This is a genomic window from Corynebacterium callunae, from assembly GCF_046592015.1.
In the GTDB taxonomy this organism is placed as follows: domain Bacteria; phylum Actinomycetota; class Actinomycetes; order Mycobacteriales; family Mycobacteriaceae; genus Corynebacterium; species Corynebacterium callunae_A.
Map to the genome: position 1 here is coordinate 1 of NZ_JAWVOB010000009.1, position 21438 is coordinate 21438.

General features: G+C 51.0%; 13 protein-coding genes, 4 tRNA genes and 2 pseudogenes. 4 read left to right on the forward strand and 15 right to left on the reverse strand.

Annotated features, from left to right (window positions below):
- Window positions 1-323: 323 nt before the first annotated feature.
- Window positions 324-1580, reverse strand: coding sequence for a UDP-N-acetylglucosamine 1-carboxyvinyltransferase (murA, locus tag SFC07_RS10195; protein WP_411208153.1), 1257 nt, complete (start codon window positions 1578-1580; stop codon window positions 324-326).
- A gap of 60 nt (window positions 1581-1640) precedes the next feature.
- On the opposite strand from murA, the gene SFC07_RS10200 reads away from it, so the two are divergent.
- A complete protein-coding gene (locus tag SFC07_RS10200) occupies window positions 1641-2240 on the forward strand; it encodes a cob(I)yrinic acid a,c-diamide adenosyltransferase (protein ID WP_411208154.1) in 600 nt (199 codons plus the stop codon).
- Window positions 2241-2262: 22 nt separating this feature from the next.
- Here SFC07_RS10200 and ramA read toward each other — a convergent pair whose 3' ends face one another.
- Entirely contained in the window at window positions 2263-3108 is an 846-nt protein-coding gene (gene ramA, locus SFC07_RS10205; RefSeq protein WP_411208155.1) for an acetate metabolism transcriptional regulator RamA, read from the reverse strand.
- A gap of 665 nt (window positions 3109-3773) precedes the next feature.
- Between ramA and cysK the strand changes: the two genes are divergently transcribed.
- Window positions 3774-4709, forward strand: coding sequence for a cysteine synthase A (gene cysK, locus SFC07_RS10210; RefSeq protein WP_411208156.1), 936 nt, complete (start codon window positions 3774-3776; stop codon window positions 4707-4709).
- 110 nt (window positions 4710-4819) lie between these two features.
- Window positions 4820-5386: a serine O-acetyltransferase EpsC gene (epsC, locus tag SFC07_RS10215; RefSeq protein ID WP_411208157.1), complete on the forward strand. Its 567-nt coding sequence runs from the start codon at window positions 4820-4822 to the stop codon at window positions 5384-5386.
- Between the two features lie 65 nt (window positions 5387-5451).
- Here epsC and SFC07_RS10220 read toward each other — a convergent pair whose 3' ends face one another.
- The 5 genes and pseudogenes from SFC07_RS10220 to sucC all read right to left on the reverse strand — a co-directional run bounded on the left by SFC07_RS10220 (window position 5452) and on the right by sucC (window position 8291).
- Window positions 5452-5859, reverse strand: coding sequence for a GNAT family N-acetyltransferase (locus SFC07_RS10220; RefSeq protein ID WP_411208265.1), 408 nt, complete (start codon window positions 5857-5859; stop codon window positions 5452-5454).
- Window positions 5844-5916, reverse strand: a tRNA-Phe gene (locus SFC07_RS10225). Before SFC07_RS10225 ends, SFC07_RS10220 begins: the two co-directional genes overlap by 16 nt.
- A 32-nt stretch (window positions 5917-5948) precedes the next feature.
- A tRNA-Asp gene (locus tag SFC07_RS10230) sits at window positions 5949-6022 on the reverse strand.
- Window positions 6023-6151: 129 nt separating this feature from the next.
- A pseudogene (gene sucD / locus SFC07_RS10235) lies at window positions 6152-7035 on the reverse strand (succinate--CoA ligase subunit alpha).
- A gap of 36 nt (window positions 7036-7071) precedes the next feature.
- Window positions 7072-8291 (reverse strand): annotated as a pseudogene (gene sucC, locus SFC07_RS10240) (ADP-forming succinate--CoA ligase subunit beta).
- Between the two features lie 325 nt (window positions 8292-8616).
- Here sucC and SFC07_RS10245 point away from each other — a divergent pair.
- The gene (locus SFC07_RS10245) at window positions 8617-8790 is read left to right on the forward strand and encodes a hypothetical protein (protein WP_411208277.1); all 174 of its coding nucleotides are present in this window, start codon (window positions 8617-8619) and stop codon (window positions 8788-8790) included.
- A gap of 328 nt (window positions 8791-9118) precedes the next feature.
- Here the strand turns inward: SFC07_RS10245 and SFC07_RS10250 are convergent.
- The 8 genes from SFC07_RS10250 to SFC07_RS10285 form a co-directional block, all read right to left on the reverse strand.
- Window positions 9119-9192: transfer RNA gene (locus SFC07_RS10250), tRNA-Asp, on the reverse strand.
- Between the two features lie 44 nt (window positions 9193-9236).
- Window positions 9237-9309: transfer RNA gene (locus SFC07_RS10255), tRNA-Glu, on the reverse strand.
- A 237-nt stretch (window positions 9310-9546) separates the two neighbouring features.
- Complete coding sequence (locus SFC07_RS10260; protein WP_411208158.1) at window positions 9547-11118, reverse strand: DsbA family protein; 1572 nt, start codon at window positions 11116-11118, stop codon at window positions 9547-9549.
- Between the two features lie 85 nt (window positions 11119-11203).
- On the reverse strand, window positions 11204-12133 hold the full coding sequence (locus SFC07_RS10265; RefSeq protein WP_411208160.1) for a class C sortase: 930 nt from the start codon (window positions 12131-12133) through the stop codon (window positions 11204-11206).
- A complete protein-coding gene (locus tag SFC07_RS10270) occupies window positions 12133-13806 on the reverse strand; it encodes a SpaH/EbpB family LPXTG-anchored major pilin (protein WP_411208161.1) in 1674 nt (557 codons plus the stop codon). The genes SFC07_RS10265 and SFC07_RS10270 overlap by 1 nt, the downstream gene beginning before the upstream one ends.
- Window positions 13806-14786 carry a class C sortase gene (locus tag SFC07_RS10275; RefSeq protein WP_411208162.1) on the reverse strand — a complete coding sequence of 327 codons (981 nt, stop codon included), beginning with the start codon at window positions 14784-14786 and terminating at the stop codon, window positions 13806-13808. Before SFC07_RS10275 ends, SFC07_RS10270 begins: the two co-directional genes overlap by 1 nt.
- 38 nt (window positions 14787-14824) lie before the next feature.
- Window positions 14825-16417, reverse strand: a complete 1593-nt coding sequence (locus SFC07_RS10280; protein WP_411208163.1) for a SpaH/EbpB family LPXTG-anchored major pilin — start codon at window positions 16415-16417, stop codon at window positions 14825-14827.
- 84 nt (window positions 16418-16501) lie between these two features.
- On the reverse strand, window positions 16502-20455 hold the full coding sequence (locus SFC07_RS10285) for a hypothetical protein (protein WP_411208164.1): 3954 nt from the start codon (window positions 20453-20455) through the stop codon (window positions 16502-16504).
- Window positions 20456-21438: the final 983 nt, after the last annotated feature.

Consider the following 21438-nt stretch of genomic DNA (forward strand, 5'->3'; position numbering starts at 1 on the left):
AACATAATAAAATAAATGGCACACTATTGAGTTCTCAAACAACATACACACACTCGAACAATCATCAATCTAAAGATTGATATTGTCTTAAGCGGCTTGTTTGACTCTACACTCTCTGTTCAGAAAAAAGCAACTTGGCTTAAATCCTTGAAAAGATTTGGAGTCTGTCTGCGTCTAATCCCTTCTGCCTTGCTCAGTTGTTTTAATTTCTGAACCGCAGTTGGTCGCGCTGACTTGGAATAATTTACACAGGCCGCCCAGCAATAACAAACCTCCAGGTCAACCGAGGTTTCACTGGAGGCGTTAAACACAAGCTAGGAGTTTTAAGAGCTCACTCTTTCAATCTGAGCACCTAAGCGCTGCAGATTTTCCACAAAGTTGGGGTATCCGCGGTCAATATGGAAGACATCGTGAACCTCGGTAACTCCATCGGCACATAGTGCGGCAAGGACCAGGCCGGCGCCGGCACGAATATCAGAAGACCACACTGAGGTAGAGGAAAGCTGTTCAATTCCTCGAATCACCACATGGTGTCCATCAACAGCTGCATCTGCCCCGAGACGCAACATCTCATCAACAAAGCGGAAGCGGGATTCAAAAACATTCTCTGTAATAACAGAGGTGCCTTCGGCTACGGCATTAATTCCAATTGCCATTGGCTGCAGATCCGTTGGGAAACCCGGGAATGGCAGAGTTTGGTAGTCGGTAGCAAGAGGGCGCTTAGACATTTGCACTCGGAAGCCGTTTTCAAAGGTCTCCACCTTGGCACCTGCCAACTTCAGCTTTTCCAAAGGCAAGTGCAGATAACGAGGTGCAATTCCGCCAACGGTAATATCGCCGCGTGTCATCGCAGCAGCATATGCCCAGGTGCCGGCAACAATGCGATCACCGATTACTTCATGGGTGGTGGGCTGGAGTTTATCCACACCATCAATAGTGATGGTTGGGGATCCTTCGCCTTCGATTTTTGCACCCATTGAACGAAGCATGCGGCAAAGATCCACAATTTCAGGTTCGCGGGCAGCGTTATCTAGTACGGTGCGTCCTTCTGCCATAACAGATGCGGTGAGGATATTTTCGGTGGCGCCAACAGAGGGAAAATCAAGAGTAATTTCTGCGCCAACTAGGTGCTCAGCCTCTGCAACAACTGCACCATGGGAAATTCGGGTGGTTGCGCCCAGCTTTTCCAAGCCACTTTGGTGCATGTCCAGGGGACGGGATCCAATTGCATCGCCACCAGGCAAGGACACTACTGCCCGACCGCAACGAGCCGTAAGTGGTCCAAGTACACAGACAGATGCACGGAATTGGGTTACTGCAGGGAAATCTGCGTCGGAGCTAAGTTCCGCGGGAGTTGTAATTTTCACGGTTGAGCCGTCAATTTCAACCTCACAGCCCAATCCAACCAAGACATCACGCATCAGCGGAACGTCAAGAATTTCTGGGCAGTTGTTAAGGGTGGTTGTACCCTCCGCCAGTAGTGCTGCTGCCATAAGCTTCAAAACACTATTTTTTGCGCCGTCGACTTTCACTGATCCGTGTAGTCGGGCTCCGCCTGTCACTAAAAATCTGTCTTTCACCAGCCCCACCTTAACCGTCTCTACGCCAGTGAGAGGAAAAGCCAGCTAGATTTGGAAATTATGGCTGTTCACCTCACTAAAATTTATACGCGCACCGGCGATGATGGAACCACCGGCTTGGCGGATTTCTCCCGCGTACCCAAAGACGATCCACGCCTGATTGCCTATGCAGAAACCGATGAGGCCAATTGCGCCATCGGCATGGTGTTGGCGTTGGGAAATCCCCCGGAAGCGATGGCGCAGCTTTTACTTGCCATTCAAAATGATCTTTTTGATGTGGGCGCAGATCTAGCCACTCCCATTGTGGAAAATCCGCAATATCCACCGCTGCGGGTAAAAGCGGAATATATCGACCTCCTCGAAGCCGAATGCGATAAGTGGAATGCGGATCTTGCAGCACTGGATTCTTTTATTTTGCCCGGCGGTACTCCAGCAGCAGCGCTATTACATAATGCCCGCGCAATCACCCGCAGAGCTGAACGTGCAGCCTGGGTGGCACACCGTGAATTCCCAGAATCTACTTCTCCCCAACCTGGTAAATATCTCAACCGGCTCAGCGATCTACTGTTTATTTTGTCGCGCGCAGCAAATGCCAGCACGGGCGATATTAAATGGGTGCCCGGTGGCCAGCATCAAAAAATGCCCCTTCACAGTGATTAGTGAAGAGGCATTTCCCAAAAAATCAGGGCAAAGCGCCGATTCGTCGAGCAGCATTTACTGCTTCATAGCGGGTGTGAGCGCCGAGTTTACGCATCACCGAGCGCAGGTAGCTCTTGACGGTCTCAGCGCCGATGCCCATTTCCTCGGCAGCTTCCACATTGGTGTGGCCAAGTGCAACGCAAGCCAAGACATCAAGTTCGCGGGCAGACAGCTTGGTGGTTTGCTTAATGCGAACTGGGGTGACCATTTGGTCGCACAGCTCTTCTAGGTCGCGGCGCAGGTCCTCGTCAGTGACGCGGTTTGCCAGCATGCGCAACTTGGAGTGCGTGGAACGCACTTGCTCCCACTCCGCCCCATTCATGATGCGGTTTGATTTAAGGGAACCGCGACCATCTGCGGCGCCGGTGCGTCGCAAAGCAGAATTAATAGCAAGGTTTTGTTCCAAGGTGCGAGCGGTCATGGTGACTTCTTCAATGACGGTATCGCCCAGGCGAACTGAAGAATGGACGCCCACATAAAGCACGCCGCGGATTTCGCGGTGCACAATCACAGGAACGGCGACGATGGAATGCAGTCCCTCATCCTGGATTGCGGAATCTTTTTCATGAGAAATGACATTCGCGCGGGTGTAATCACTTACGCCAACTGGTCGGCGGGTTGCCACCACGCGTCCACCAACTCCAACACCAGGCTCAATAACAAGATTTTGCAAGGCTGGAGTCCGCAGACCCACCCACTGCGTAATCTGCAACCTATTATCCGGCAACACCGTGGCAAACATTGTCACAGGGATGCCAGTGGCAGTTTTGAGAGAAGTTAGTGCCGAACGAATAGCATCTTCATCATCTTTGATCCGCTGGGTATCCACCTGTAGATCTCCTCTTGCTTTACACCCGTGATGGTACACCCGAAGATCTCCACACGAATTACATTCTTCCAACAGGCGTACAGTATAACGCCCCTTTGGGGGTGATCATAGTCGAGCTCAATTGCAAATTTGTTGAGAACGCCTATTGGACCTATTGATTTTCGGGGGTATTTTGGAAAGTTCCCTACCCCTCACACAATACCCCCGCCAGCCTGATTACGCTCCCCCCGTTAAACAATCTGCAGTTCACACTACTTTTTAGGAAGAAACCCTCCCCTTCCACCGCAACTAACATGGCAGACACGCTATATACCCCCATTTGTGGTGAAGTACTCGCCCACGAAAAGTTGTAAACGTGGCATAGAACACTTTTTATGACCCCAAAAAGCTGTATTTCTGCAAAAAATTTAAAATTGTCGTTCAAAAATCCTGAAAGAATTGCCTTTAAAGCCCGCTTGTCGACGCCGCCCTGCCGGGCGGAGAAGCAGCAAAAAAAATTCATTGCAAAATGACAGAACTAGCTGCCCAAATCTTCCTGTCTATACATAATGAACAGCACTGTCTACTTCTCAGCCTCGATTTTGTGTACACTCGATTTCTAGAGGCTGATTCGTACAGCCCCGATGAACTTTAAACAACCACTTTTCGTTAGGAGCACACCCTTCATGGGCAACGTGTACAACAACATCACCGAAACCATCGGTCGCACCCCACTGGTCAAGCTCAACAAGCTGACCGAGGGCCTCGACGCCACCATCCTGGTCAAGATCGAGTCTTTTAACCCAGCTAACTCCGTCAAGGACCGCATCGGTCTGGCAATCATCGAAGCAGCTGAAAAGTCCGGCGAGCTCAAGCCAGGTGGCACCATCGTTGAAGCAACCTCCGGCAACACCGGTATTGCACTCGCAATGGTTGGCGCAGCACGTGGTTACAACGTTGTGCTCACCATGCCTGAGACCATGTCCACCGAGCGTCGCGTTATGCTGCGCGCTTATGGTGCAGAAATCATCCTGACCCCCGGTGCTGCCGGCATGCAGGGCGCTAAGGACAAGGCTGATGAGATCGTTGCTGAACGCCAGAACGCAATTCTTGCTCGCCAGTTCGAGAACGAGGCAAACCCAGCTATCCACCGCGCAACCACCGCTAAGGAAATCCTCGAAGACACCGACGGCAACGTTGACATCTTCGTTGCAGGCTTCGGTACCGGCGGAACCGTCACCGGTGTCGGCCAGGTTCTCAAGGAGAACAACGCTGACGCTAAGGTTTACGCAGTTGAGCCAGCGGCTTCCCCACTGCTGACCACCGGCAAGGCTGGCCCTCACAAGATTCAGGGTATCGGCGCTAACTTCATTCCTGAGGTTCTGGATCGCAAGATCCTCGATGATGTTCTTACCGTTTCCAACGAGGATGCAGTTGTATACTCCCGCAAGCTTGCTGTTGAAGAAGGCATCCTCGGCGGTATCTCCACCGGCGCCAACATCAAGGCTGCTCTGGAATTGGCTGCAAAGCCAGAGAACGCTGGCAAGACCATCGTTACCGTCGTCTGCGACTTCGGTGAGCGTTATGTCTCCACCGTTCTTTACGAAGACATTCGCGACTAATCTTTAAAAGCGAATTTAACCGCCGGTGCTTTTGCACCGGCGGTTTTTTCATGAATATTTCTCCTTCAAGTTTCAGCTTGGTTTTGGAGGGCGCTGTTAGACTTGCCAATATGCTTTCGTTCGTGAAGATGATCCATGAAGATCTTGCCAATGCCCGTGACCATGATCCGGCAGCGCGAGGAGATTTAGAGAATGCGATCGTCTATTCTGGCCTCCATGCGATCTGGGCCCACCGAGTAGCTCATCGCCTGTGGAAGTCCGGTTTCCGAGGACCAGCACGCGTACTTTCCCAAGTCACCCGCTTCCTCACCGGAATTGAAATTCACCCCGGTGCCACCATTGGTCGTCGTTTCTTCATTGACCACGGTATGGGCATTGTGATTGGTGAAACCGCCGAAATTGGCGATGGCGTCATGCTCTACCACGGAGTTACCCTTGGTGGTCAGGTGCTCACTCAGACCAAGCGCCACCCCACTCTCGAGGACAATGTCACTGTTGGTGCTGGTGCGAAGGTTTTGGGACCAATTACCATCGGTGCTGGATCTGCCATCGGCGCCAATGCCGTTGTTACTAAGGATGTGCCGGCAGAACATATTGCTGTTGGTATTCCAGCGGTGGCTCGTCCGCGTGGAAACGCTGAAAAAATTAAGCTTGTTGACCCCGACTACTACATCTAAACACCGCTTATAGCCCGCCTCTGCAAGATGCTAGAGAGCGGGCGTTTTTGCGTCGAAAAGCGCTTTTATTTTTTAAGGTCTTGGTATTCCGGATTCTTTTTAATGAAGGCGGCCACCGCTGAGCAGGCATCGTGGATGCGAATGCCGGATTCGCGGGCATCGTCAAGGGCGAACTTAATTAGGGGCGCTGACAGGCCACGGCCGCGGAATTCCGGCCTGATGACGGTGTGGTTGAAATTGCGGAAGTCAGTGCCGTCAACATAGCTGGAAAAGCCTGCTGGAGTGCCGTCTACGCTAATAACAAAGCGCTTTTGGCCCTCATTGTGGACAACTTCGATGCTGCCGATGTTTTCGCTCATGTGTGTACTCCTCGGGTGTGGGCTCTGCCTTCTGTTATACCTGAGAACACAAAAACACCTCGGCCTATTCCCGAAAGAATAAACCGAGGTGCATATTGTGGCTAGAGCCGGGATCGAACCGGCGACCTTCCACTTTTCAGGCGGATGCTCTACCGACTGAGCTATCTAGCCAGGGGCTGTTCTATATTATAGACCAACTCCAGCGACCCTGACGGGACTTGAACCCGCGACCTCCGCCGTGACAGGGCGGCGCGCTAACCAACTGCGCCACAGGGCCTTAAAGCCGTGCACTTGTTCAGTGTTTGTCACACTGTCCTGCGCACAGATGAATACTCTACACAGACCTTTGGAATAGCCACAAATCAGCAGGTCATAGCGGAAAAATAGGGAAGAAAAAGCACTCTATTTACAAGCTTGCAATTACTTCTCGCATTAAGCGCGCAGTCTCACTGGGAGTTGTACCTACCCGCACCCCCACTGCTTCCAAGGCCGCCTTTTTAGCGCGCGCTGTCCCCTGCGAGCCCATAACGATGGCGCCGGCATGCCCCATGGTTTTACCCTCGGGAGCGGTAAATCCAGCAACATAACCAACCACCGGCTTGGTGACGTGGTTGGCGATGTATTCGGCAGCGCGTTCCTCGGCGTCACCACCGATCTCACCGATCATCACAATTGCTTTGGTCACAGGATCCGCCTCAAAGGCCTCTAGCGCGTCAATATGGGTTGTTCCAATGATGGGGTCACCACCGATGCCAATCGCCGTAGAAATCCCAATTTCAGAGAGCTCATACATCATCTGATAAGTCAGCGTGCCAGACTTAGAGATCAGCCCAATCGGCCCACTGCCCGAAATATTTGCCGGCGTAATCCCCGCCAAGGATTCCCCTGGAGTAATAATCCCTGGACAATTTGGTCCAATAATCCGGGTTTTACCCACCTTTTTGGCATAGGCCCACGCTTCAGCGGTATCTCGCACAGGAATTCCTTCTGTAATAACCACGCAGAGCGGAATATGTGCATCGATAGCCTCAATGATGGCGCCTTTAGCAAAAGCGGGCGGTACAAAAATAACTGTGACATTTGCGTCGGTTTTTGCCATGGCTTTAGCAACAGTGCCAAAACAGGGAGCTCTTGATCATTAATCAGAACTGTTTGGCCAGCTTTGCGTGGATTGGTTCCACCCACCAGCTGCGCACCGGAGGCCAAGATGCGGCGGGCATGTTCCGAGCCTTCGGCACCGGTAATTCCTTGGATAATGATGCGGGAATCAGCATTTAGAAAAATAGACATGGGAAATAAACTCCTTAAAACACCTGGGAAGGTGTCTTAGTTAATGACAGTGGCGTAGTACTCAGAATCTGCAAGTTCTGCAGCTTTATCAGCTGCTGCGTCCATTCCTTCCACCACGGTGACGAGGTGGTGGCCGTATTCCTCCAAGATGCGTCGGCCAGCGTCGACATTATTGCCATCCAGGCGCACGACCAGTGGCTTTGTTGCTTGATCTCCTAGGGTTTCAAGTGCGCCGACAATGCCACGGGCGACTACATCGCAGGCAGTAATGCCTCCAAAAACATTGACAAAAACACTTCTTACCTGCTTATCCCCCAATATGACATCGAGGCCGGCAGCCATCGATTCCGCCGAAGCTCCGCCACCAATATCGAGGAAGTTGGCGGGCATTTGTCCGCCATGCTTTTTACCCGCAGCGGCCACAATATCCAGAGTGGACATCACCAGACCTGCGCCATTGCCAATGATCCCTACAGAACCATCAAGTTTGACGTAGTTGAGATCGTGTTTGCGGGCTTTAAGCTCCAGAAGGTCCAACCCGCCAGCTGATTCTGCGAGGGCTGCACGATTATCGTGACGGAAATTGGCATTATCATCCAAGGTAATTTTGCCGTCGAGGGCCACAATGTCCCCGGATTGGGTTAAAACCAAAGGATTTACCTCAACGAGGGTTGCTTCCTCTTGGTAATAGACCTCATAAAGCTGTATCAACACGGGAATGACTTTTCCGCAATGTCGGGTGCCAAACCTGCTGCGTGGACAATCTCACGCGCTTTAGCCTCGTCTATGCCCACCAGTGGGTCTACTTCTTCCTTGGCAAGCGCAGCAGGGTTTTCAGCCACCAGGGTTTCAATATCCATACCCCCTTGTACCGAGCACATAGCCAAGTAGGAACGGTGCGCACGGTCCAAAACAATGGAGAAATAGTATTCTGCGGCAATCTGCGCACATTCCACCACCATGACCTGATCCACCACATGGCCTTTGATGTCCATGCCCAAGATTTCCTCGGCAGCGCGGTAGGCCTCCGCAGGATCTGCAACTACGCGAATTCCCCCAGCCTTACCCCGGCCTCCTACTTTTACTTGCGCTTTAATTACTGCAGCCCCGCCAACGCCGGACCCGCCAACGCCAGCCGCACCAATAGAGGCCACAGCATCGCGGACAGCCTCGGGAGTAGAAGCCACCCCACCTTTAAGGACAGGGACATTATGGGCGGCAAAAAGCTCGCGTGCTTGGTATTCAAAAAGATCCATGGTGGTTCCCATTCCCAGCCCCACAGCACTGGGGCCAGCTCCAATTCAATGAGCGTGCATGGGAAACCCTCCCCCAACATTGGTAAATAATGGAGCAGCTCACATTTTCAAGGTCTTGTGAAGCATAACACTTGAATATTTGCAAAGTGCAACACTTTGAAAATGGGTTAAGGGACAAAAAGTGTGTTTCAAACGGACTAAAACCACCACCCCACCAGCATCAAACCCATAAAGTTGTATTCCACTAACCACAAACCCCACCAGCCTTTAAGAAATCCCCACCCAATCACCAAACTGTAATAACCCCAGTATTACAACCTTTCAGGTGAACAGAAAACGACCAACCTGCCCGGTCTACGTCGGGCCCATGATCAAGAACGGCACCACCACCAAAGGCACCACCAGCTGGCGCTGCAACCACCCCGAGTGCAGCACCAGATTGAGTGTCGCCAGCCTCATCCTCACACTCGGTCATGAAGACGGTCGGCCAGTAGCTTAAGACATTGGTAGTTAATCCACTCCGCCTAGCCCTTTGGGTGTTCGTAAAGGATGGCAAGATCGTTAATCTCGTTTTGGTGGCGACGGTGTGAGCTGCCAGGGGAAACACACAAAATGTCCCTTAAGTCGACACGCCGTAAAAACACACTTTTTGTCCCTCAACCCTTGAAAATCTTTAGGGAACCCCTTTTAAAACCCTCAAACTTAAAATCCCCAAACCAAAACCCGCACCCCAAGGCTCCTAACCAAGCCCCGAGCTATACCCACCATGCAAAAAACAAAGGACGCACATTCAATAAAGAATGTGCGTCCTTTGCTGTGCAATATTGCGACCCTGACGGGACTTGAACCCGCGACCTCCGCCGTGACAGGGCGGCGCGCTAACCAACTGCGCCACAGGGCCTAATTGCTGCATTTCACTGCTGCTATCCCTCAAAGGGGAAGCAGTACTCCCAACGGGATTCGAACCCGTGTCGCCGCCGTGAAAGGGCGGTGTCCTAGGCCCCTAGACGATGGGAGCTCGTCGCTCTCGGCGACTGGATAAGAATATACGTGACTTTTTTAAATCCGCAAAATCGCGCCCTGAACTGGGGTTTTATCAAGCATTTTCAGCGCATTAATAAAACTTTCAAAGCCTTAAAGCACCCAACAAAAGCGAAAGGGCGCCCACATCAAAAAATGTGAGCGCCCAGACCCCAGACGCCAACGCCAGTACCAAAGCCCAGACGCCAACGCCAAAAAGGAAAAGCCAGAAAAACTAGCTGCAGTTTCCATCAATGGAGCAAGAATCACCCTGAATTACTTCAAAAGGGCTTTGGGGATTTGCCTCTGCCCATTCAGCAAAGGATTTTTCCACGGTGTCAGCAAATACCTCAGACTGCTGTGCACCGCTAATGGCGTACTTGCGGTCGAATACGAAGAAAGGCACACCCTGCACACCCAGCTGGCGAGCTTCAAAAACATCCTGCTGTACTTCATTGGTATAGGCATCAGACTCCAAAACCTCGCGGGTCTTGGTACCGTCTAGGCCGGTGGCCTCGGCAATTGCTACCAGTTCATCGATATCGTCAACATTGTGGCCTTCTACAAAGTGAGCCTTAAACAATGCCTGCGCAACCTCAACCTGCTTGCCCTGTTCCTTGGCAAAGTGGGTCAGGCGGTGAGCATTAATGGTATTGGCAGCCACAGTATCATCGTGATTCATTTCCAGGCCTGCGGAATGTGCCATTTCCTGCACACGAGCGTTCATCTGTTTAGCCTGCTCCACTGGCATACCCTTGGTTTCCGCCAGCATTTCCACATCGGAACGCAGCGGATAAGTCTCAAGGCCTGGCATTAGCTCAAAGCTCTTGTACTCCACCTCAACACGATCATTATGCTCAAATTCCGCGAGAGCATCATCCAGGCGCTTTTTGCCGATATAGCAAAATGGACACATGATGTCGCTCCACACTTCAATTTTCATTTTCTTAGCAACGGGAGCAGGCGTGGTCATAGGAAATCCTCTTCTATAGTTTTTATTCGTCTCTTCCTTCAACCCGCCCTCCCCCGCCGCTATTCCACAACGCCGCGGAAGGGCGTCGACAAGCAAAAAATGCTTATCGACGCGCCCCAGCGCCAAGCCAAGCAAGGCCGTAGGCGGCGAGCCACATGCCGATGGCTGCGGCGAGGGTCTGGGGGCCGGGAATGCGGCCAGGATGAGGTTCATGCCGAGGTGAATGACGGTAGCGGGGATGAGACGTTGCCATAGCGAACCGCGGAAGATGGTGGTGATGGCAAGGCTCATAAAGGTGGTGGTGAGCGCAAAGGTGAGGACGGGCGCCCACCCCAGTTGCCAATATCCCAGGTGGGTGGCACCAAAAATGAAGCCCGCGATGGCAGAGACAATATAGGGCTTGGCCAGTTGTTCGCCGTTTTCTTGGACCACTCCGCGCCAGCCGAGTTCTTCACTCCAGGCGCCAAAAAGTTGCAGCACTAAAAATAGTGCCAGGGGTGCGCCTGCACTAATTCCGGAAAATTCCGGTGTTTGGCCCACGCTGATGGACAAAATAACGCCAAAAACCATAACGGCAATGAGTGCAAAAAGAGCCCTGCGCAGGACCTGTGGCAGCGTGGTTGCGGTCCAGGTATGCGCCGCCCAGGAGGGGCGAATCAGCACAATGACGCTGGCTGCAAGCGGGGCGAGCATAACTACAGACAACAAGTCGGTGGAAATTCCCGAGGCTGCTTGGACCACGGGTGCAAGTGCTGCAAAAATGCCCAAAAGCAGCGCCCATACAACTAAAAGAAGTAAGGGGCTGCCTTGTTGTATTCCTGCGTTTTGTGACATGTCATTCCCCTAGCATTAGCGGTTGAGCTAGGTTGACTGTCTCAGCCCCACCTTAAATTTGGGTGAGGCTTAGGAGGCTAAATGGTTAAGCCTCCTTCGGGGCTGGCTTCTTGCGACGTACTGGCAGGAACAACATTGCTGCAACCAGTGCGGAACCTCCCAAAAATTCCAGCAACCACCAGGGGAAACCTAAGGACTTACCGTCACCGGCGATGACATTGTCAAATTCCTCTTCGGGAGTGGGGATGCGCTCTGCATGCACCAGCAAACGGTGGCTATTAACACCGACCGGGGTGCAGGTAAAGAGGGTTACCCAGTCTTCGCCTTCAATAATCTTGAAGGAATCCGTCTCATTGGGCAGAACTTTTTCAATTTCGCGAACCTGATAGTAGTGATCCTCACCCATCACCGAGATCCAAAAAGTGTCGCCCACCTTCGCCTGATGCAGCCCGGTAAACAGCTTGGCATTTGGCAGACCGCTGTGTGAGGTCAATACCGAGCGTGTCGACGGCCCACCCACTGGAAGGGAGGTTCCATAAAGATGGCCCACTCCCTTATCAAGAACCTCTGCTGAAGTGCCATGGTAAATGGGCAAAGAAATATCCACCGCCGGATAGTTGGCGGTACCAATCGCCTTGGTACCACTAATCCGCAGCATCTCTTCATAGGCCTTATACAAGTCACTGCCGATGACCGCATCTTCCGCCTCACTGAGATAAGGATCTGTCAGGGGGCCAGGATCAAGCTGGTCATTGTAGTTATAGGCGGCGTCGAGTAGCTTTTGTCGCTCTTCGGAAGGGGTGTTTTCGATCTGTTGCCTATAGCCAGAGATTTCTGCATTGTGTCCAATTGAATTCACCCAATCCGCAGCATCGGGATAGATGAGCAAAACGATTCCCATCATGGCGAAAATTTGCAGCGCAATATTTTGAATTAAGCGCTGCTTTTGCTTCCTGGTACGCGGTGGCTTTGCTGCGGCGCGGAGACGATGACGGCCTTTAAGAGAAACTGCCATCAGTTTTCTTCTCCTTTATTATCCTTGCGACGTGCCAAGAGCAAGATGCCGGCAATTGTAAACACTGCACCAAAAAGGAGCACTCCTGTAACCTGCGCACCGGTTGATGCAAGAGCCTCTTCAATTTTTGTTCTCGTGGTTGGCGTTTGCGCAAGAGCTCTTTGCTCCCGTGGGTTCACCTCAGTCGTATCAGGCGTATTTGCGGAATAAGAAGAATCTGGAGAATGAATAAAAGGCAACCAAGCGAAAGGCAGCAAGATCAAGGCCCACCAGCTATTCGAGCCTCCTGGTGTCGTTTGATCGCTGACTCTATAAACCTCGTATTCCAGCGATTCATAAATCACATCGGATTTTACAAGTCCTTCTTTAGGACCTGGATCAACCCAAATCCAGCCTGGTGGAGTTTCAACAGGAGCCACCCAATGAGTATGGAATAGTGGATCAGTGGAGTCACGATCACGACCATTTACATACCCCGGAAAACGAAGAACCTTAAAAATATAACGGCCGTTTTCATCGGTGGTCCACTCACTAATGCCATTGACCACAACCGGATTAGTTTTGTTATAAGCATCTTCAGGGGTGAGGAAGAGCTGGAACTTTCCACCTGCAAGAGTATTATCTGGTTTTCCCTGTTCATGTACAACTACTGCAAGTGGGCCCCAGCGAGTTTCTGCTTCACTGCTTACTCCAACTCCCTGAGAAATTGATTCTTCGCTGGGGTACAAAATGGCAGTATTGGTCAAAATACCCTCGGCCCGAACCTTTGTCCCATAATCGATCTGCACCTCAACGGTGGGATCGGCAGCAACGGCTGCTTCCAGCTTTTTTAAGCCCGGCTCCAGAAAATCGACGGTGATGGTACGGGAGTTGGAATCATAATTAATAAGATAATCTTGGCCGCGAACAAGTTCTTGGCCACCGGCGCCGGTGAAATTGACCTTTATATCTGAGGTGTAGTCACCGCCGTTTGAGACGAGTTCCAGATTTTTGTGGATCTTCTGCTCAACGCGGTAGCCGTCAATATCTTTTCTAAGAGGAATACTGGATTTTGAACTCCAGTTCACAACATCGCCCAAAGTAACGGCATCTTCATCCTTAACGTCGAGAACGATGGAGGCTTTGAAATTCTTGGGATATACGTGCACGGTGTGGAGCCAGGAGTCATTGGATTCTGGATTGGTGAGCGGTAAAGCCACCAAAAATGGTGCAGCTCCAATAAAGCCCAGGGGAATTGTGGTCTCTTCGACGTAATAAAGGCCGACCTCGAGGTTGGATAAGGAGGCATCACCCTGCGCATTAGTAATTGCACTTGCAGCCACCGGTTCATTGGCGACTCGACTAGAAGCCTCCTTAATATCAAGGACTGCGGCTGCCCCCTGCCCCTCATTGGTTGAAAGATCAATTCCCGGCACCCGTTTTGCGCTAAAGCGAGCACCCGGAACTGCAGTTAAACCGCTGGTATCTTGAGGTAAACCATTTGCCCTTGCTCCAAGGAGTTCTGGTTGCTCAAATTTGTGGATGATGATCGTCGAGCGCGCATCCTTATCCAGGGTTTGACTATGAGCGGAGGGAGCCAAGAAGAAGAGCTGCGCAAGAAACAACGCAGAAATCAAGAAAATGACTGTAATAATGGCAAAAATTGCGTGCCATTTTGAAGTACCGTTTCCCACTACAGCTCTACTTTCTTTGTCAGTTTTTGTGACCGGTGCCGTCCGCCCTGAGCTTTGTGCGGGGACTTAGCAAAAATAAGGAAAGCGGCAACACCTGAGCCGGCACAAAAAACTAGTGCCCACCATGGGAAACCTGCCACGATGCCATCACCAGCGATGACATTATTAAATTCCACCTGGGGTGCATCAACACGTTGGGCATGTACCAGCAGACGATGGCTATTGACGCCAATGGGAGTACAGGTGATCAGCGTTAGCCAGTCTTCACCCTCAACGACTTTGAGAGACTCAGTTTCTGCTGGCAGTACCGTTTCAATGCTTTTTACTTGGTAATAAAGTTCTTCACCAAGCACCGAGACCTTGAAAGTATCGCCGGTTTTTGCGTCGAAAAGCTTGGTAAACAAGGAAGCGTCAACCAGCCCTGAATGGCTGGTTAGGACAGCGTGGGTGGACTGGCCACCCACCGGCAGCGAGCTGCCGTAGACATGCCCCACCCCTTTTTGCAGGACCTCATCATCGGTTCCGCTAAAGATGGGCAGGGAAATGCCAACAGCCGAATAAACCAGCTCTCCGATTGATTCTTTGCCACCAACCTGAAGCAGCTCACGGTAATTCTGGTATTCGCTCTCAGCCTTTGCGCTCTCATAGGCAGCGGTGTGAGAAAACGGATCTTGCAACAAACCCGCAGGAATATTGGCATTATATTCCTTTGCGAGTTCGCGCTTTTTCAGCAAATCTTGGGCAGGAATTTGTTCAATCTCCTGCTTATAACCAGAGATTTCCGCATTATGTGCGCGGGTGGCAAACCAATCAGCAGCGGTTGGGTACAGCAGCACCGCAATGCCGATCATGGCACCTACCTGCAAAATCCACGGAATGATGAGATTCCGCTTAGATTTTTTGCGCCGCTTCACATGTCGTGGCATCTTTTCTATCCCACCAGCAACGGAGGCACCAACCATGGCAGCATGCTGACTCATGATTGATACCTCCGCTCTAGTTGTTTTTAAATACTGATTTATGCCTCAGCGGCGGAACGACGACGTGCAAGGAACAACACGATCGCCAAGATGGCAATACCTGCAATGGTGAGCATGGTGGTGCCGGAGCCACCGGTAAGTGGCAGAACGAATGCACCAGTGGTGGCCTGGTTGGTGATGTCTTGATCGGCTTTCCACTCGGAGGTGCTGGTGCCAGTGGTGTCACCCACGATGAACGCGACTGGTTCGGCCAGGAGCTGGTGGCCGTCAAGCGCCTTGGTTTCTACGAGGTAGTAGGTGATGTAGCCTTCCTCGCCCTTGTTAACGATCTTGCCGTTTGCGTAACCGCTGTAGCGCAGGCCGCTGATGCTGACGTGGCCGTCTTTATCGGAGGTCCAGAGGCCTTCGTTTGAGTCAGTTGGGTTGAGGTAATTGTCATTGCCAGCTTTAGCATCTTCCTCGTCTGCGTAGACGCGGAACTCAGCACCGGAAAGATCGGTTACCTTTGTGTCAGAGCTGAGCTTTTGGAAGTTGTAGCTGCCGTAGCGAACGTCAGTTGCAGGGGTGACCAGAGGATTACCGTTCGGCTTATCTACTGATGGAACAGTGGAAGCAGAATCTGGGTAGATGCTTGCGGTGTTTTCGATCTTGCTTGCTGACTTAACTGTGGTGTCAAGTTCTACGGTGACCTTGGCGTCTGATTTTGCGTTAACCGCGGTGGCGAGGGCTGCACGGCCATCGTCAGTGAAAAGGATCTGGTAGGTCTTGGATCCTGCTGGGTTGCTGACAACTTGAGAGATCTTGTAATCGGTTCCCTCAATGAGACTGGTCTCTCCCGCCTTAACGCTGATGCTGGTGTTAGCATCTTCAGCGAATGCAGGGTTCAGAACCAGCTGGGTGTCCTGCAGGGTGTCATCAATGCGGAAATAATCCGGTGCAAGAAACTTGTCGGTAGCACCTTTGGCTGCTGGGTTTTGGACGCGAGGAATATCAGCGCTAATGGTCCAGGTAACGTCATTGCCTACAACCAGGGCAGCTGCGTTGTTTACAGTCTTGGTAGCAGCAATCTGGGAGTTCTTTGGGTAGACATAAATGTCAGTGAGCCACTGGTTAAGGTTTTCTGGATCAGTCAGTGGAACAGATAACAAGAATGGTGCTGCTGCGGTTACACCGGCAGGTACACTCGTTGGATCTTCCTTAATGACGTAGAGGCCACGAGAAAGAGTTGCGCTTGTTTCGCCATTGACAGTTGCAATGAAGGATCCGGTTGGAGTTTGCGGAATTGACGCAGTTGCGGCAGTTACGCTGGCAGCTAGTTTTTGTCCCGCGTTGGTTCCAATATCAGCAGATCCACCGATACCGGTGTTGTCGACCAGGTAGTACTGGAAGACGACGCCGTTAATGCGTTCGGTTCCTTTAGGCAGATCGGTCTTCACGCCGGTTGCTGCAGAACCCAGGTCACCCTGCTGGGACAGCTTGGTGATGGTGACTTTAGCGGATTCTGGGACTGGCTGAGCGGTTTGTGCTTGGGCGGTAGTTCCACCAAATAGTGCAACAAATAGCACCAGCATGGTGGTGATGATCAAGGCGCCAGCTGCTTGTATGCGGCTGCGCGTCGCGAAATTAAACATGATTTTCTTTCTTTTTTGAATTGAGACTTGAAGCAAAGAACTTTCAGGGGGACAGGTGGGAATCACGAGGAGAAGCACCTAGATCTACATGGGATTCTCACCACCCTTGCTGTGCTGCACATGCTGCACTTGATTTCGGCGCCACAACCACAGGCCGATCAAAACAGCCATAATGATGCCGCCACCAGCAATTAGTAGCCAGGAACTTCCGGTACCACCGCTAAGTGGCATCGAAATTGGAACCACGTCTTGAACCAGCATCAAATATCCGGTCGCGTTCACACAGGCAACAGGTCTTTGAGCTACAGGTGCACCAGGAGAACACCGCTGCTGCTCCAGCCCCTTAATATCAAGCTGTCCACGGCCTTCCATAGATTGCTGTGGGTTCTCCGCACCAAAGGTGGGACCATCTGCATCGGGCCAAACTTTGAAGCCAACGGGTTGCGATAAGAGCTGCACTCCTGGCACGGAACGTCTATCTGTACCGGAATTATTGATTTGTTTATCTGGAGCCTTGGTTTCCACCAGCCAATAGTCGCCAGCGCTGAGGTACTCAGATCGCCAGCGTCCGTCTTGACCACCTGCGTTAGGCTGCCCGCCATATGTTCCTTGTGGGTAGAACAAACCGCACAGCGGAAGTATCCCGGGATCCCCTTCTGGCAATTTATTGTTGTGCGCAATGATGGCTGCCAAAGTTTTGGAATCTTGTCCCCAATCAGGGGTTCCTCCAGGGATGAAAGTCCCATCCCAGGTCTCAGGGTTATATTCCGCACGGCAGAGCTTCACCGATGGATAAGTTGAAGCAACACCATTGACATCATCACGAATCTCGAACTCGTGACCAACCATATTGGTAAGCCCTGTGCTATCGCCCCATCCGTTGGTAACAGTTGGGAACTGAATTCCAGCACCTCGAGCATCTTTGCGGATGGTGAAGTAATTGTCAGACATCTGGTGTATTACCCGGCACTCGTCTGGAAATTTTTCATCCTGTGGGTTTGTGCTGGTAGGAGACAGCCCAGTGTTCGGAACCTTGGTGTCAACCAAAGAGCACTGATTCGGTGCCAAAGATGTCTGCGCCTGAGCGCGGACATAGTTGACAAACTTGGAACCAAATACAGGATTCGATTCCCCTACCCAAGACGATGGAATATTCGCTGGGCGCTCACCAGCTTGGACCGCAAACCACATTTCAGCTCGCATGGCGTTTGCCGGCACGGTTACTGGAAGAGATTTAAGGGTCCACCGTTCAGATGTAACGTCATAAGTGGGTTCTGGGACGTAACCACTGTTTTCATCAAAGGCTGCTGCTGGAACGGCTACCGTTCCGATAGCGTTTCCATCTTTATCAAGCGACTGACCGTTTGCGTCAAAAAAGTAGATTCCACGCTTTAGAGCACCACCGGGCACAGCTGCGCCGGGTGCCCAGCCAGCAGTCTTGAACACATGGGTCAAATCATCTTCAAAAACCAAGCCTTCAATTGACGTTGCCGCATTCATCTTGGTTGCAGTGATTTGATAGTGAGCGTTACCGCCCTTATGTAAACGTGCACCACTAGCAGGACGTGAATCCTTAGAAACCGACCAAGCTGGGACAGGATTCTGAGTACACGTTGCTAGCTCATTAGTGCCAGGTTTAGGGCATGCTTCAAGAACGGGCTTGCCAGCAGGCACAAGATAATTGCTCAGCGTATAACCGACTTGCTTCGGAGCGTCGTCCGCTGACTTCGCCTTACCGGCTTGTCGTGCTGTGGCATTGTCCTGGTTAGATAGCACTGTGACCTTAAACCACACAGTTCTGGTTTGGGCTCGCTGAACGTCTCCTGTAATTACCAACTGAGGATTGGCGTCTCCAGTTTTATCTGCAACAGAGATCCCTGGATTGGCCATCGCTGCTGGATATGCCATTTCTTGACCATCAGAAATTCGAATACTGTCGGTTACAAAAGTCGAGTCATCAAGGACATCACCAAGGTAGTCCCTGTAGTCGAGTTCCATTGCTGCGGTGCCTGAATTGCGGAAGGTTAGCTTATAGCTGACCGTCGATCCGGCGTCGATAGCTTTGTCCCATGGCAGGAGAATGCCGGCGGCATCGTAGGCAGCTTTTTCAGCTTCGAGCTGCGGCTCTCTGGCAACGTTGGTGTAGGTACAGGTGATGTTGCTACCGGTTTTGATCGTTAGATTGGCACCAGAAATAGTCCCATCCTGTGCCTTGGTTACATCAAAATCCGTACTTGCGATGGAACCTTCAGGAGGTTTACACACGAGGTCGGTCCAGTCATATCCATATTTCCAGTTCCCTTCAACGGCAGGATCTGGGCTGGTTTCACCAAGTGCATATTGGCCAACAGCTACGGCCCTTTTGGTTACTTCAGTTGCCCCGTTTCCGGCGCCCCAAATTTTCGAGACTGGGTCTGCGTTCCGTGTGGCGTTCAGGGTGAAGTCAGCAGCAGTGTGCTTTGCTGCAGTTTCTCCGTTGTCCACCTTTTTGACCAGCGTCAAATATGGTGGGGTGTATTCAACGGTGCACTTGAGGTACTGGCCTACAGACAGCTTTGTGAAGGCACTATTTGACGCAGGAGGGACTGGGCTTGTTGTTGTTTGCGAAGGCCAATAATCAGAAGTTGTTTTTGATGGGTCTGTCTTTATGCACTGCCAAGCTGGTACATAGGAGGAGGCCAAGGTACCGGAGGCGGAAGAAGTAAATAGCAGCTGAGTTCCAGCCGTACTTACTGGCAATGCAGATGCCGAAGTTGAGCTCAGCGCAATAGTTCCAGTCTCAGCAGCAGCGATGAATGTTCCGTTATCAGAGGTAATGCTTCCGAGAAAGTTAGTTGAGTCAGATTTCTCATTCGATGCATTTACGATGCGATCAGACACCTTGGTCTCAATCTCAGCGCGAGCAACAATCACACCGAAGGCAACACCTTGGAGACCACGTCCATATAGCTCCTGAGTAATACTAAAGGTACCGGCAACTGGGGGTTCAGTTGCAAGCATCGCCGTTCCAGTTTTATCTACATTTGGTCCACCACTGCAGGTAGCTGATACGAAAGGAGTGTTTGAGTTCCATGGTTGGTTAATAGTGCTACATGCGTTACCCATGACTTTTGCTTTGGAACCACCTGAGGGATTATTTGGCAGCCATTTAAATCCCGCTCCAGTTGTTGACCAGATAATTGACTCTCCACTGTCGGTAGATTCCGCGTCAGCAACGACCACGGAATAGTCCTTAAGCAGGATGCCATCCTTTTTAAGCTCAATGCTCTTAAGAGTTAGTGTGGATTGACCTCCCTGTCCCAGTTGATAAAGCGCTGGCTTTCCGTCTACGCGGGTGTAAAAGTTGTGATTCCCTAGAAAGGCCTTGTCATAGGTAGGAAAGAAATCTGCCCCTAATTGCTTGCCATTGGCATTCTTTCCTTTCACATCAAGCAGAGCCGTCAAAATATAGCCACCGCCTAGGTCTACAGAGACTGGATAATTCTTGATGTCTCCCCAGTTTCCGCTCCGCGAATTTGCAACCGTATACTGATCTCCCAATACACTTTGCCAATCAGGCCACCACCAGTCTCCCTTATTCTTATAAGCCGTGGTGAAGCCACTAAAATCAATCCAGCACAGCGTTTCCGCATAAGCACCGGTACCGGAATCGGCGTTATTACATTTGTCCTCTGTAGCAGACAGGGGAGCCATTGCAGCATTAAGCTGATTGAGCGATTGCAGGATTAGATCCGCGCCGGAAGTCTCAGTTGCTGGTTCTGCAACACCTGATTCGAGCTCAGTTGTAGCCACCATTTCATCAGGCGAAGTCTCCACCTGCGGCACCTGATTTTCGCCCTCCACTGCTGAATCCAGTTCTGGCGTATCAGCTACCTCTGCTGGCGCCATTTCCCGGCTTTCTTGCAAGGTTTGATCAAAGGTCTGGGCAACTGGCGCTGCGCCAGCAGAAAAAGTAGTCATGCCAACAAGTAGAACCACCAAACCGATGGTCAAAAATATTCGACCTCGGCTGAGAAATCCGGTTCCACGCTGTGTCACGGCCACCCCTTTTCAGATATCAAGATTGCTAGAAATTAAGTTCTATGCACACTAACACCACGGAAATGACATTGCCAAGACAGCTTTTTGGCAGAAATCTCTCTTTTGTCATGAAAACTATGAAGCTCTATTTAAGGTTTCCCCCTATCGTTCCACCCCCATAAAAGGCACCCCCGCACCTTATACTCCATGACCTGAAAAACTCTGGGAAACAAAATAAATATACCTTGAATTTGCCCATAGAGGCCGATTTAAACCCACCAACCCCTTCGATAACATTTTTCGAGTATCGCTATTTCTACTGTTCAGCACCCTAAAGTAAGAAATTTGTTAACTTTCCACATACCTGCGCAGTGAGATATATACATAGAAATGAGGAATAAAATCCCAGCACAGGCCCCATTACTTAAATACATAAAAGATTATTGATATGGACACAAAATGTCACCCCCGAAATTCTTAATACTTTCTAAGAAAACCTTTGATAATACCTAGTATAAATCTTGCAAATTTATTACAAGTTTTAAGAAATGTGACTGGAAGTACAAACAAATTCGGAAATAGCACCGTTCCCCACACCCTATTCTCAACCCCCTGTAATTAGAGTAAAAAATGATAGGGACCTAACCCGAGGGGCACGTAAGGGCATTTAAGTTCAAACTTTCCCCCAAAATCCGCCGTTTCCACATCTCTGAAATTAGATTTAGCCAGTTACATAATATTCGGAGTTATAAAATTTATGCAGAATTTCTTCGACGTCTAAACTCAATCAATTGCCACTAACCTCAGCAGCTTCCTAAGCTTCAGAAACGTGCCAGTGGTCCTACATGAGAGGCGCTTTAAACTGCATTCGTAGCAGAGCCTATTAAATTTGCCCCTTAAAGCCGGACAACTCACAAGCTTCAATTTTTGAAATAGCTAGTCCCAAAACCTTGGCTTTGATGCGCCCTCATTCCAACCCCTCCGAAGAGCAAAAGAGGCTC